A 12,896-nucleotide genomic window follows, 5' to 3' on the forward strand; every position below is an offset into this window, starting at 1 on the left:
GGCGACGTCCGCTCTCTATCTCCCTATCCCTCTCCCGCAAAGACACCGGCCGCACGCTGCGCCTCCGGTTTTGAATTTTCCCGTTAGACCGTTGTAATTGATTATCGTCAATTTCTGGATGGTATTTTGGCGTCGTTGAGCATTGATGCCATTCCGTAAAGAGCCGCCATTCTGATTTTCGTAGGGTCTTCCAAGTGGCGTCGATTTCCCCGGAATCCCTGCGCTTATCGCTACTGGCCGTTGGTGGTGTCCACAACATCGAGCGAATACGTCGAATTCCAATTGATTTGGGCAATTAATCCAATTGGAATAATTGAATTTTCGTAGCGTAGGTGTCCTCGTAGAGTGCGAAGGTCCTTTCCTTTCGATTCAGGTCGACTCATTTATCCCGATATAAAAAGAGTCGTCAAATCAATCGAATAGGAAAAACGCCAAAAAAGCCGATCTCCATTTCAGTCATTTCAATGGCATCGCCATCGCGCATGCCAATGCATTTGCATGGAGGGGACGGCTTTTGCAACCCAACTACAAGGAGCCATTTGTCCCATGAAAATCGGAAAAACTTTAAAGATTTCCGTGCTGGCAGTTGCTGTGTCTGCCGCACTGTCCACCACAACGCTGATGGCGCAGGCAAATGAGACGCCGAACAGTTTCTGGTGGCCGGAGCAACTGGACCTGCGGCCATTGCGATTCAATTCGGCGGAATCCGACCCCATGAGCAAGGCCTTCAACTATGCGGAGGAATTCAAGACGCTGGACATCCAGGCCGTCAAGCGGGATATCGCCGTCGTCATGAAGACGTCCCAGCCCTGGTGGCCGGCGGATTTTGGCAATTACGGGCCGTTCTTTATTCGCATGGCCTGGCATGGTGCCGGTGTCTATCGCATCTCCGACGGCCGGGGCGGCGCTTCCGGCGCGCAGCAGCGGTTTGAACCGCTTAATAGCTGGCCGGACAATGTGGGGCTGGACAAGGCTCGGCGTCTGCTGTGGCCGGTCAAGCAAAAGTACGGCCGGAAAATCTCCTGGGGCGATCTCATGGTTCTGGCCGGTAATGTCGCCCTGGAAGAAATGGGCTTCAAGACCTTTGGCTATGCCGGTGGGCGCGTGGACGACTGGGAAGCCGAAATGGTGAACTGGGGTCCGGAAAAGAAAATGCTCGCCCATCAGCGTACCGATGCGAAGGGAACCCTGAAGAGGCCGCTCGGGGCAACGGAGATGGGCCTTATTTACGTCAATCCCGAAGGGCCGGGCGGAAAACCGGACCCGCTGGCTTCAGCGAAGGAAATTCGAGAGACCTTTGGCCGAATGAGCATGGACGATGTCGATACCGTTGCGCTCATCGCCGGCGGACATACGTTCGGGAAGGCGCACGGTGCGCACAAACCGGCGTCCTGCGTAGGAAAAGAGCCGGCCGCCGCCGCCATCGAAGAGCAAGGTCTGGGCTGGGCCGGCAAATGCGGAACGGGCCACGGCGTGGATACCGTCAGCAGTGGCCTGGAGGGTGCTTGGTCTACCAATCCGACGCGCTGGACCCACGAATTCCTGACATGGCTCTATAGCTTCGATTGGGAAACGACAAAGGGCCCCGGCGGAGCGATTCAGTGGGTACCCAAGAACAACGCGAGTGCCAATTTTGTCCCGGATGCCCACGATCCGACAAAGCGGCACAAGTTGATGATGTTCACCACGGACATCGCGCTGAAAGAGGATGCGGAGTATCGGAAGATCTCGAAACGGTTCCTTGAGCATCCCAAGGAATTCGAGCAGGCGTTCGCCAAGGCGTGGTTCAAGCTCATGCATCGTGACTTGGGACCCAAATCCCGTTACCTCGGCGCCGATGTGCCCAAGGAAGATCTGATCTGGCAGGATCCGATCCCCAAGGTTGATCACAAGCTGGTGGACGACAACGATGTGGCCAAGCTAAAAACCACCGTTCTGAAATCCGGCCTGACCATCCCGGAACTGGTCAGGACCGCCTGGGCGTCGGCGGCAACCTTCCGCGTGACCGATATGCGTGGCGGTGCCAACGGCGCGCGTATTCGCCTGGCGCCGCAGAAGGATTGGGGTGTCAACGATCCCGCCGAGCTTGCCAAGGTGTTGAATCGCCTGGAAGCCATTCAGAAGGATTTCAATCTCGCGCAGAAGGCAAGCGGAAAGAAAATATCGCTGGCCGATCTGATCGTGCTGGGTGGGACGGCCGCCGTGGAAGAGGCGGCCAGGAAGGGCGGCCAGAAGGTACAGGTTCCGTTCACGCCGGGCAGAATGGACGCATCGGCGGAACAGACGAGCGTTCAGTCCTTCGCGGTGCTTGAACCGGTGGCGGACGGCTTCCGCAACTACTACGGCAATCAAAATCTCCGTTCCCCGACGGAAATGCTGATCGAACGCGCGAGCTATCTGAATCTGAGGGTTCCGGAAATGACGGTTCTGGTCGGTGGCATGCGGGCGCTGAACGCCAATGCCGGAAGCTCCCGCCTTGGCGTCCTCACGGACCGTCCCGGCACGCTGAGCAATGACTTCTTCGTCAACCTGCTCGATATGTCGACCAAATGGTCGAAGTCTTCCACGGCGCAGGGCATGCACGACGGTCTGGATCGCGCGACTGGCAAGGTCAAGTGGCAGGCCACGCCGGTTGACCTGATCTTCGGGTCCAATTCCGAGCTGCGCGCCGTCGCGGAAGTCTATGGCTCGGACGACAGCAAGGAAAAGTTCGTCCAGGACTTTGCCAAGGCATGGGTCAAGGTCATGAACCTGGATCGTTTCGATCGGATCTGATCTCGGTTCGAAGCGCCCGATTCGACACAACGGGTTGAATCGGGCCTGGCGCGCCCCAGGGCACGAAAGCGGCCTTTGTTTGCGGCAGGTGTCGTTATCTATACTGGCCCTGTCGCGTGCATGCCGCACGTGGGGGAGCCAGCCATGACACTGAGCCGAATCGCCGTTCTCCTGCTGCTGCCGATCAGCCTGGCCGGCTGCGTATCGATCAGTAGCAGCGATCCCAATCCACCGCAATCTTCAACCGTGGTCACGCCCGCGGGCAGCGGGACCAAGGTCTGTAGCCCTGGACCCTGCTAGGGCGCCGGGCTGTCCGACTGCCGTGCGTCTTGCCGCGCGGCGGCCAGCTCGCGCACTTGGCGCATGACGCCCTCGGCGAACAGCACGGGGCCGTGCATCGGGATGCCGGCTTCGCGCAGCGCGTCCGCCGTCCAGGTGTTGCAGGTATAAAAGCCGTTGTAGCGCGCGGTGGACCCGAAGTAGAGGCCTCCGGTATAGGGGCCGTCGCCCAGGCCCACCGGCTCCCCTGCGTGATTCGTCTGGACCGACCGGTTCAGGAATGCGCGCAGCCGCTCGATGCCTTTGTCATCGACATCCAGCTCCACCACATTGTCATTGCCGAAAGCGGCGGCAGGCGTATCGCGCAGGATCGTGACCAGCAGCGCACCCTCGCCAGGCAATAGTGCCGAAAGCAGTGTCATCGGGCCGCGCTCGCGGCTGATCAGGTAGTGACGGTCGCCGAATCCGATACAGAGGAAGGTGGACCCGTCATAGCCCCGCGTCAGGCGCAGCAGTTGCGCATCGGCATCGGCCGTGCGCAGGCAGACGTCGGTATGCCAGTCGCGCTCGACTACCGCGATGCGGGTGGCCGTCGGCGTTGCCACTGCCGCCGGTGCCGTAGTGCAGCCGGACATGGCAAGGGCGACAATCGCGGCCACAAGCACGATGCGCTGACGGGTTGGCATGATCAGGCGGCCACCGTGCGTTCGATCAACCCGATCATCGCCGCGTGAAACTGGCGGACGTCGCCGCCGGCTTCTATCTCCAGTGCTGCCCGGTCGAAGGCGGCCGACAGTAGCGCCGCCAGGGCATCGACCGGTGCATCCTCGGGCAGGCCGTGGCCGACGGCTGCCTGCAGGCCCTCGCGCAGGGTGCGGCCGGCATGCCGGGCGTCGAGCGAAAACATGGCAGACGCGCCCAGCACCGCCGGTCCATCGACCAGCAGGAGTTGCGTGCGTCCCGGCACGGTCATCGCCCGCAGGTAGGCCAGGCTGCCCGCCACCAGCGCGTCGCGCACGGCCAGGTCGTCCGGCGCGGCGTTCTCGATTTCTTGCGCCACGGCACGCGCTTCGTCTTCGAGGATGGCGCGAAACAGGTCCTGCTTATCCGTGAAGTGGTGGTACAGCGCGCCGCGCGTGATGCCGGCGGCGGCCACGATTTCGGGCGTCGAAGTTGCCGCGTATCCCTTATGGATCAACAGTTCGCGGGCGGCTGCCAGTAGCGCGCCGCGCGTCGCCGCCGTCCGTTCTTGGTTCGAGCGTGCTTTTTTATCTTCCATACATACAGTCTGTATGTTATAAATTCCGTAAAAGATGCAGACTGTATGTTACGTCAGCAATGCCGCGAGCGCCAATACGCGCGCCGATGAACGAAGACCGTCATGGAGGTAACGATGAAGACAACCAGCTACTACCCGGTAATCATGACCCGCGACGTTGGCGGCACGGCGGCGTTCTACGTCGAGCATTTCGATTTTCGGCCGGCATTCACGGCCGACTGGTATGTCCACCTGCAGTCTCAGGCCGATGCCGGTATCAACCTGGCCATCCTCGATGCCGACCATGACACGATTCCCCAGCCCGGGCGCGGCAAAACGGCAGCCGGGCTGCTGCTGAACTTCGAGGTGGAAGACGTGGACGCGGTCCACGCACGGCTGCAGCAGGCCGGACTGCCGGTCCTGCTGCCGTTGCGTGACGAGGCTTTCGGCCAGCGCCACTTCATCACCGCGGACCCGAACGGCGTGATGCTGGACATCATCACACCGATTGCGCCGTCGGCTGAGTTCGCCGCGCAGTATGAAGCGGGCGCGCTGCCGGGCTGACCAGGCCGACGCTGACTCAGTCCGTATCGATGCGGGTCCGCATGCCCCATTTTTCGAAATGGGGCGTGAATGCTTCCAGTGTCAGCAGGCCCATGCACGGCATGGCGCCATGCGCCGTGAGCGTGCCGTCAGCCAACCTTGCGGCCAGCAGCAGCGTCGCCATGCAGGGGATTTCCGGCCCATTGCCATCGGGCGCGGTCAGCGACCATGCCGATACGCCGGGCCGCCCATCGGCGCGCGTGCCGCTCACGCGCACCAGCATGCCGCCATGCGGGCTGCCAAAGCGGTCCAGCAGCTTGCCGGACACGCGGTTGAGCCAGCCGGCATGGCGCGCCAATGGCAACGGCAGCCCGAGCCGGCGCAGCACGGCGGCGGTCCACAGCACCGCATGCTGGCTTTTCAGTTCAAGCGCCGCGCGAAACTCCACGGTCCGCACGCCGGCGTAGCGCAACGGGAACAGCGCCAGGTCGGGCACGTCGCAGGTAGCTGCCCAGCGCGTGCCAAGTCCGGAGAAATGAATCGTGCGGATGTTCTGCCAGCCGTGCGCCGGCTCCCAACGGCCCTGGCGCAGACGAGGCACCGGGGCGCCGGCATAGCCGAACACGGCCTGCAGCGTGGCTTCGCCCCGTGGCGCCTGCTGGCCTGGTGCAATCGAGATCTGGATATCGTCGATGCTGTCAAAGTCCCGCGCCAGGCGGTCCACCACGGCCGATGAGAGTCCCGGCACACTGCTGGCCCCGCTGATCGCGCAAACGCCGGCCGTCCGTGCGCGAGCGTCGAGCGCTTGCGCGAATCCGGCCACGAAATCGCGTCCGTCGGACAGGTCGATGTAGTGCGCACCGGCCGCGCAGGCGGCTTCGGCCACGCGATAGTCCTGACCCTGGAACGGCCCCGCGCAATGAATGACCAGACCGGGCCGTAGCGCAGCCAACTGCTGCGCGAAACCGGCCGCATTCATATCGATGGCGGCACTGCGCGGGCCAGCCGGCGCGCTGCGGCTTGCCGCGATGCATTCGATACCGGGAACGTCTGCCAGCGCGCGACAGATGCGCGCGCCGAAATTCCCCTTGCCTCCCAGTACGATGACCCGCATGACGTGTCCTTGTTTTCTTGTTTTCGTTTTGGTTTTCGATGCCGAGCTGGCTCAGCCCAGGGTCGGCTTGAACACCATCAGAAAGTAGACCACCACCATCGCGGCGAAGGCCGGGTAGCCCAGCACTTCCCACCGGCGTGCATCGCGCCAGTAGCTGGCGGGCAGCGCCGTGCCCGCATGGCTGGCCACGGCGGCGGTGCGAGCCAGCCGCATCTGCAACCAGACCACGGGCAGCCAGCAGATGCCCGCCACCACGTAGAGCACCACTGCCGCGACGATCCACGGTGTGTGCCAAGGCCAGCCGGCCAGATGCGCGAGCCAGAAACCGGTCAGGGGCTGGATGACCACGGCCGGCGTGGTGAACCACCAGTCCGCGCGTACCACGAGCCGTGATACGGCGGCGATCACCGGTACGGAGCGTGTTCGGTTGGCAAAGAAGAAATAGAACGCGGTGCCGAATCCCGTGCCGACCAGCACCACCGACGACAGGATATGAACCGTCTTCAGCGTCAAATAAAGATTCACGTTGTTGTTCTGGTTATGCGATGCCGATTACCTTCAGACCCCAACCGGCCAGCGCGCAGGCGGCGACCACCGCCCACGGTGGCAGGCGCCAGACCGCGAGGGCGATCAGTGCCAGCAAGGCCAGCGCAAAGTCCGCTGGCGCCAGCACGGCGCTGGTCCAGACCGGATGATATAGGGCCGCCAGCAGCAGGCCCACCACCGCTGCATTGACGCCGGCCAGCGCCGCGCGCGTGGCACTCTGGCGGCGCAGCCGTTCCCAGAAAGGCAGCGCGCCGAGAACCAGCAGGAACGAGGGCGCAAAGATCGCCAGCACGCAGAGCGCACCGCCCGCCCAGCCATTTGGCGCCATCGTATTGGCGGCGCCGAGGAACGCGGCAAACGTGAACAGCGGGCCCGGTACGGCTTGCGCGGCGCCGTAACCGGCCAGGAACGTGTCGTTGTCCAGCCATCCGGACGGCACCACGGCGGCCTGCAGCAGCGGCAGCACCACATGGCCACCGCCAAACACCAGCGCGCCGGCACGATAGAAGGCATCGAACAGGGCAAGCGCGTGGTCGCCAGACCCGCGTGCCGCAATGGGCAGCCCAACCAGCAGCGCGCCGAACGCGCACAGGCATAGCAGCGCCACGCGGTGGCTGACCGGTACCGACAGCGGTTCATGCGGCACGGCCTCGCCGGTGCGGAACAGCCGCGCGCCCACCAGTCCGGCCACCACCATCGCGCCAACCTGCCATACCGGCGACGGGGCGACGGTGACCACCACCGCGGTCAGTATCATCATTGTCAGACGCGGCGCATCGGGGCAGAGCGAGCGGGCCATGCCCCATACAGCCTGCGCCACCACGGCCACTGCCGCCACCTTGAGACCATGCAGCGCGCCCGCCGGAATGGCGTTGCCGTAGTGGGACAGCCCAATCGCGAACAGGATCAGCGCCACCGCCGAGGGCAGCGTGAAGCCGACCCACGCCGCCAGCGCACCGGCATAGCCGGCTCGCGACAGACCCACGACCATGCCGACCTGGCTGCTGGCAGGGCCGGGCAGAAACTGGCACAGCGCGACGATATCGGCGTAGGCCGCTTCACTGAGCCAGCGCCGCCGGGCGACGAAAGCCTCGCGGAAATAGCCAAGATGGGCGACGGGCCCCCCGAAAGAGGTAAGACCCAGCCGGAGGAAGACGGCAAATACTTCCCAGGCAGCCGTCACGCCGCTGCTCCCGTGGTGCTGGCCAGTCGGATCGTTGCCACCAGCCCGGTGCCTTCCGACGCCGGACGATTGGCGAGTTCGATGGACAGGCCATGCAGCTCGGCGATGCGCCGCGCAATCGAGATGCCCAGCCCCGTGCCTTGCTCAAGCTGCCCGCCACCGCGGAAGAAGCGGCTGCCCAGCCGTGCAAGATGCTCCGGCTCGACGCCTGGCCCGTGATCGGCCACGACGATCCGGTCGGGTTCGAACGCAAGCGTGACGATCGACCCGGCCGGACTGTAACGTAGTGCGTTATCCATCAGGTTGCGCAGCATGGTGCCAAGCAGGGTTGCGTCGCCGCATACGTCGAGCGGCGCGGCAGCCGCCCGCGGCCACACGATTTCCATGTCGACGTGGCGGCGTTCGGATAGCAGCAGGCAGTCGGAGAGCACCTGCTGCGAGACTTCGCGCCAGTTCACCGGCCCGCGCGAGGGCGGGGCGTTCTCGTCTTCGAGCAGGCTCATCGTCAGCAGTTGCGAAACCAGGTGGCCCAGGCGGTCGATGCCGGCTTCGACGTTGACAGCGGCCTGCGCGCGCTCGGCTGGGTCCGCCGAGCGGCGTGCCACTTCCCATTGCGCCTTCAACGCGGCGAGCGGGGTGCGCATCTCGTGCGCCGCGTCGGCCGTCAGCCGGCGCTCATGCTCAAGCAGTGCCGAGACGCGGTCGAGCAGCCGGTTCATCGCGCGGACCAGCGGCGCCAGTTCCTGCGGCACGTCTTGCGGCGAAATGGGTGTGGGGTCGCCGGGGGCGCGCGCGGCAATGTCGTGAGACAGAGTCAGCAACGGCCTCAGCATTCGGCGAACGCCCCATACCAGCAGCGTCGTCAGCAGGGGCAGCCCCAACACCCACGGCAGCACCTGGGCCTGCAGGTACGACACCATGAGCTCGTCGCGCTCGGCCACGATCTGGCCCACGCAAACACGCCAGCCGGCTACGGGATCATCGAGGTAGTAGAGGCGCCAGGGCAGTCCATCGATCGTCTGGTCGGTAAAGCCGCGTACGCCAGGCAGGCGGGGCAGGCGGTCTCCGTCGGGATCGATGTGGAGCGGTTCGCCACTGGCGCGCCATGTCGCAATCGCCAGGTCGCCAAGACCGGCGGCGCCGAGGTCGCCCAGGTCGGTATCGCCGGGCGCGGGGCCGTTCAATGGCGCCGGCGACACCGCGTTGGCATGGACGAGGGGCAACACGGCCTGCATCTGCTGCGCCATGCGGACCATCGCCGTGTCGTACAGCTCGTTGATCTCCATGCGCGCATTCAGGTAGATCAGCAGGCTGGTCAGTGCCCAGGCAAACGCCACAGCCAGCAGGACGACCACGATCAGCCGTCGCTGCAGGGTCATGCATCTTCCCCGGTGCTGTCCTCGGTCGGTTGAGACTCCAGCGCATCGAGCGTGCCGAGCGTATAGCCCGCGCCGCGCAGCGTTCGCACGATGCCCGGATGGATCTTGCGCCGCAGGTGATGGATATGCACTTCGAGCGTGTTGCTTTCGGAGCCTTTTTCCCACTCGTAAAGCTTGTCGCGCAGGAATTCGCGCGTCAGCACGCGGTTGGGGTGGCTCAACAGCAGTTCCAGCAGCATGGACTCGCGGCTGGTCAGGTCGACGGACTTGCCCTGCCAGACCGCCAGGCGCGCGGCAGGATGGTATTCGAGCGGACCGTGACGCCACACCGGCTCCGGCATACCCGCGGAGCGGCGCGTGACCGCCCGCAGCCGTGCGGCCAGTTCGTCCAGATCGACGGGTTTGATCAGGTAGTCATCCGCGCCGGCGTCGAGCCCGGCGATACGGCTTTGCACCGCATCACGCGCGGTCAGCACCACGACCGGCGTCTGGCGCCCCTGGTGGCGCCAGCGCGCGAGCAGCGTCACGCCATCCTCGTCGGGCAGGCCCAGATCCAGCAGCACGGTGTCATAGTGCATGGCAGCGATGGCACGATCCGCGTCGGCCCCCGTACGGAACCAGTCCACCGCGTGACCCATCAGCTTCAGTCCGCGCTGCAGCCCGTCTCCGAGCATGGGATCGTCTTCAACGATAAGAATTCTCATCTGGAACCGATTTAAACGATTGTTTGGTTGCCCGCTACGTTGACGCAAGGAGGGGCGTTTGCTACACGTGGCGACGACCCGGAGCGTAGCATCGCCCCGGTGCCGGCGCACCATTAATCTGACATTAAGGCAATTCGCCTAATCTGCGCGATTGCGTCCGCCAGATCAACGTTTTGTGGTGGATTCGCGTGGTACAAAGCGGTCCTTTAACGCACCCCCCCCCATTCCTCCATGCAACGTCCTTCCAACCAGCAACGCATCACGTCCGAAGTGGCTGACAAGGTGTATCCCGCTTCGCTGAGCGCGCGTCTGATGGGAGTGCGCTGGTCGGCCACGGCAAGCTGGGTGACCCTGTTCCTTGTCGTCGCCGTGATCGTGTGGTTTGGCTCGCTGGGCTTGCGGCACCTGGTCGGACCGGATGAAGGCCGCTACGCCGAAATCTCGCGCGAAATGCTGGCCACCGGCGATTGGGTCACGATTCGCTACAACGCGCTCAAGTATTTCGAGAAGCCGCCATTCCACATGTGGGCCACCGCCGCGACCTACACGCTGTTTGGCGTGGGCGAGTGGCAGGCGCGCCTGACTGTGGCGCTGGCCGGCCTGCTCGGTATCGGCATGTCGATGCTGGCCACCTGGCGCTGGTTCGGGCCGCGCGCGGCGGCCTTTGCCGGGCTGGCGCTGCTGGCCGCGCCGATGTGGAGCGTGGCGGCGCACTTCAATACGCTCGACATGACGCTGGCTGGCGTCATGTCCTGCATCCTGGGCTGCATGATGGTGGCCCAGCACCCCGACGTTTCGCCGGCCGGCCGGCGCGCCTGGATGCTGGCCTGCTGGGCGGCGATTGGCGTGGCCATTCTGACCAAGGGCCTGGTTGGCATTGCCCTGCCTGGCCTGGTGCTGGTGGTCTATACGCTGGTCACGCGCGACTGGGGACTCTGGCGGCGCCTGCACCTGGTGCTGGGCGTGCTGGTGATGGCGGCTATCGCCGTGCCCTGGTTCTACGTGGTATCGGCGCGCAATCCCGAGTTTCTGAACTTCTTCTTCATCCACGAGCATTGGCAGCGCTACACGTCGAACATCCACGCGCGTGGCGGCCCGATCGTCTATTTCGTCCCGCTGGTGCTGGGCGGATTCCTGCCGTGGGTGGGACTGTTTCCGCGGCTCTGGTCGGCGATGCGCGCGCCTGCACCGCAAAGTGATGCAACGACGAAGTTCCGGCCCGCGCTGATGGCGGGTGTCTGGGCCATTGCGATCTTCGTGTTCTTCAGTCTTTCGCGTTCCAAGCTTCCTGGCTATATCGTGCCGGTGATTCCCGCGCTGGGCATCCTGGCTGGCGTGGCGCTGGACCGGCTCGACGCACGGGCATGGGGCAAGCAGTTGACCGGCATGGCGCTACTGGTGGCATGTGCGTTGCTGGCCAGCCCGGTCGTGGCCACGCTGAACGCCAATCACACGCCTAACGTCTTCTGGCGCGCCTATGCCATCTGGGTGGCGGTGGCATTCGCACTGATGCTGCTGGGCATCGCCGGTGCGCGGCTACTGCTGCGCCGGGGCGTGCTGCCAAGTGTGGCGGTGTACGCGCTGGGCGCGTATCTGGGCTTTACCGTGGCGCTGCTCGGACATGAAACCGTCGGGCGACCCGCGTCGGGCGCCGACCTGGTCGAGCAGATTCAACCGCATCTGACGCCGACGATGAAACTCTACGGCGTGCGCACGCTCGACCATACGCTGCCGTTCTATCTGCACCATCCGCTGACGATGGTGGAAGCGGCCGACGAGCTGACGTTCGGTACCACCGTGGAACCGGATCGATGGGTGCCGAGCATGGCGCAGTTCGAGAAAATCTGGAAGAACGGTGAGCCGGCGATGGCCGTGATGTCGCCGGAGACGTATCTGGAATTGACGCCGACCCTGCCGCTTTATGTGGTGGCGCGAGACTGGCGCCGCATGGTCGTCAGCAACGTTCCTCCGACCGGCCCGACATCCTGGCGGCTGCGTCCCTGAACTGAACTACCCGTTTTGGCCGACACAGCGCGGCCCTTTTTACTTTTTGAGTCTTCATTTCCCATGCAGCAGAAGCGAGTCCTGATTCTTGGCGTCAACGGCTTTATCGGCCACCACCTGACGCGCCGCATCCTGGAAACCACGCAGTGGGAGGTCTACGGCATGGATATGTCGTCGGATCGCCTGGGCGACCTGGTGAACCATCCGCGCATGCACTTCTCCGAGGGTGACATCACCATCAACAAGGAGTGGATCGAGTACAACATCCGCAAGTGCGACGTGATCCTGCCGCTGGTGGCCATCGCCACGCCGGCTACTTACGTGCGTCACCCGCTGCGCGTGTTCGAACTCGACTTCGAAGCCAACCTGCCCATCGTGCGCGGCGCGGTGAAGTACGGCAAGCATCTGGTGTTCCCGTCGACCTCCGAGGTCTACGGCATGTGCGCCGATGAGGAATTCGATCCGGAAGCCTCGCCGCTGATCTACGGCCCGATCAACAAGCCGCGCTGGATCTACGCCTGCTCCAAGCAGCTGATGGACCGTGTGATCCACGCCTACGGCATGGAAGAGGGTCTGAACTACACGCTGTTCCGTCCGTTCAACTGGATCGGTGCGGGGCTGGACTCGATCTTCGAATCGAAGGAAGGTTCGTCGCGCGTGGTGACGCAGTTCCTGGGCCATATCGTGCGCGGCGAGCCGATCAAGCTCGTGGACGGTGGCGCGCAGAAGCGTGCCTTTGCCGATATCTCGGACGGCATCTCGGCGCTGATGCACATCATCGAGAACAAGAATGGCGTGGCCAGCGGCAAGATCTTCAACATCGGCAACCCGAAGAACATTCACTCGGTGCGCGAGCTGGCCGAGATGATGCTGAAGATGGCGGCCGACTACCCCGAGTACGCCGAGGAAGCGCGCAAGACGAAGATCGTGGAGACGTCGTCGGGCGAGTTCTACGGCAAGGGCTACCAGGACGTGCAGCACCGCGTGCCGAAGATCGACAACACGGTCGAGGAGCTGGGCTGGAAGCCCGAGGTGACAATGGAGCAGGCGCTGCGCCGCATCTTCGAAGCGTACCGCGACAAGGTGGTGGACGCCCGCACGCTGGTCGACG

11 protein-coding genes are annotated in these 12,896 nt (G+C 64.2%); 4 read left to right on the forward strand and 7 right to left on the reverse strand.

What is annotated here, in order from left to right; genetic code table 11:
- The first annotated feature begins 621 nt into the window (after positions 1-621).
- Positions 622-2,775: a catalase/peroxidase HPI gene (gene katG / locus AC3FLX_RS28810; RefSeq protein WP_488700766.1), complete on the forward strand. Its 2,154-nt coding sequence runs from the start codon at positions 622-624 to the stop codon at positions 2,773-2,775.
- A 296-nt stretch (positions 2,776-3,071) separates the two neighbouring features.
- Here the strand turns inward: katG and AC3FLX_RS28815 are convergent, their stop codons facing one another.
- Both AC3FLX_RS28815 and AC3FLX_RS28820 read right to left on the reverse strand, forming a co-directional pair.
- A complete protein-coding gene (locus tag AC3FLX_RS28815; protein WP_488700745.1) occupies positions 3,072-3,740 on the reverse strand; it encodes a DUF2459 domain-containing protein in 669 nt (222 codons plus the stop codon).
- Positions 3,741-3,742: 2 nt separating this feature from the next.
- Complete coding sequence (locus AC3FLX_RS28820) at positions 3,743-4,333, reverse strand: TetR/AcrR family transcriptional regulator (RefSeq protein WP_488700746.1); 591 nt, start codon at positions 4,331-4,333, stop codon at positions 3,743-3,745.
- Positions 4,334-4,447: 114 nt separating this feature from the next.
- Between AC3FLX_RS28820 and AC3FLX_RS28825 the strand changes: the two genes are divergently transcribed.
- Entirely contained in the window at positions 4,448-4,876 is a 429-nt protein-coding gene (locus AC3FLX_RS28825; RefSeq protein ID WP_488700747.1) for a VOC family protein, read from the forward strand.
- A 16-nt stretch (positions 4,877-4,892) separates the two neighbouring features.
- Here the strand turns inward: AC3FLX_RS28825 and AC3FLX_RS28830 are convergent, their stop codons facing one another.
- The 5 genes from AC3FLX_RS28830 to AC3FLX_RS28850 are packed head-to-tail and all read right to left on the reverse strand — an operon-like array spanning position 4,893 to position 9,781.
- The gene (locus AC3FLX_RS28830) at positions 4,893-5,969 is read right to left on the reverse strand and encodes a saccharopine dehydrogenase family protein (protein WP_488700748.1); all 1,077 of its coding nucleotides are present in this window, start codon (positions 5,967-5,969) and stop codon (positions 4,893-4,895) included.
- A 51-nt stretch (positions 5,970-6,020) separates the two neighbouring features.
- Positions 6,021-6,494 (reverse strand): DUF2269 family protein, encoded by a 474-nt coding sequence (locus tag AC3FLX_RS28835; protein ID WP_488700749.1) that lies wholly within the window; start codon positions 6,492-6,494, stop codon positions 6,021-6,023.
- A gap of 13 nt (positions 6,495-6,507) precedes the next feature.
- On the reverse strand, positions 6,508-7,698 hold the full coding sequence (gene chrA / locus AC3FLX_RS28840; RefSeq protein ID WP_488700750.1) for a chromate efflux transporter: 1,191 nt from the start codon (positions 7,696-7,698) through the stop codon (positions 6,508-6,510).
- Positions 7,695-9,077 (reverse strand): ATP-binding protein, encoded by a 1,383-nt coding sequence (locus AC3FLX_RS28845; RefSeq protein WP_488700751.1) that lies wholly within the window; start codon positions 9,075-9,077, stop codon positions 7,695-7,697. The genes chrA and AC3FLX_RS28845 overlap by 4 nt, the downstream gene beginning before the upstream one ends.
- Entirely contained in the window at positions 9,074-9,781 is a 708-nt protein-coding gene (locus AC3FLX_RS28850) for a response regulator (protein ID WP_488700753.1), read from the reverse strand. The genes AC3FLX_RS28845 and AC3FLX_RS28850 overlap by 4 nt, the downstream gene beginning before the upstream one ends.
- A 231-nt stretch (positions 9,782-10,012) precedes the next feature.
- Here AC3FLX_RS28850 and AC3FLX_RS28855 point away from each other — a divergent pair, with 231 nt between their 5' ends.
- Together AC3FLX_RS28855 and AC3FLX_RS28860 are read left to right on the forward strand one after the other, a co-directional pair.
- On the forward strand, positions 10,013-11,785 hold the full coding sequence (locus AC3FLX_RS28855; RefSeq protein ID WP_488700754.1) for a glycosyltransferase family 39 protein: 1,773 nt from the start codon (positions 10,013-10,015) through the stop codon (positions 11,783-11,785).
- 63 nt (positions 11,786-11,848) lie between these two features.
- On the forward strand, positions 11,849-12,896 hold a 1,048-nt coding region (locus AC3FLX_RS28860; RefSeq protein WP_488700755.1), incomplete at its 3' end, for a bifunctional UDP-4-keto-pentose/UDP-xylose synthase.

This window comes from Cupriavidus sp. 291-E7, assembly GCF_057798835.1.

Excerpts from the sequence above, each read along its gene's own strand:
- katG (WP_488700766.1), top strand. The coding sequence starts at position 622 with ATGGCGCAGGCAAATGAGACGCCGAACAGTTTCTGGTGGCCGGAGCAA.
- AC3FLX_RS28815 (WP_488700745.1), bottom strand. The coding sequence starts at position 3,740 with ATGCCAACCCGTCAGCGCATCGTGCTTGTGGCCGCGATTGTCGCCCTT.
- AC3FLX_RS28820 (WP_488700746.1), bottom strand. The coding sequence starts at position 4,333 with ATGGAAGATAAAAAAGCACGCTCGAACCAAGAACGGACGGCGGCGACG.
- AC3FLX_RS28825 (WP_488700747.1), top strand. The coding sequence starts at position 4,448 with ATGAAGACAACCAGCTACTACCCGGTAATCATGACCCGCGACGTTGGC.
- AC3FLX_RS28830 (WP_488700748.1), bottom strand. The coding sequence starts at position 5,969 with ATGCGGGTCATCGTACTGGGAGGCAAGGGGAATTTCGGCGCGCGCATC.
- AC3FLX_RS28845 (WP_488700751.1), bottom strand. The coding sequence starts at position 9,077 with ATGACCCTGCAGCGACGGCTGATCGTGGTCGTCCTGCTGGCTGTGGCG.
- AC3FLX_RS28850 (WP_488700753.1), bottom strand. The coding sequence starts at position 9,781 with ATGAGAATTCTTATCGTTGAAGACGATCCCATGCTCGGAGACGGGCTG.
- AC3FLX_RS28855 (WP_488700754.1), top strand. The coding sequence starts at position 10,013 with ATGCAACGTCCTTCCAACCAGCAACGCATCACGTCCGAAGTGGCTGAC.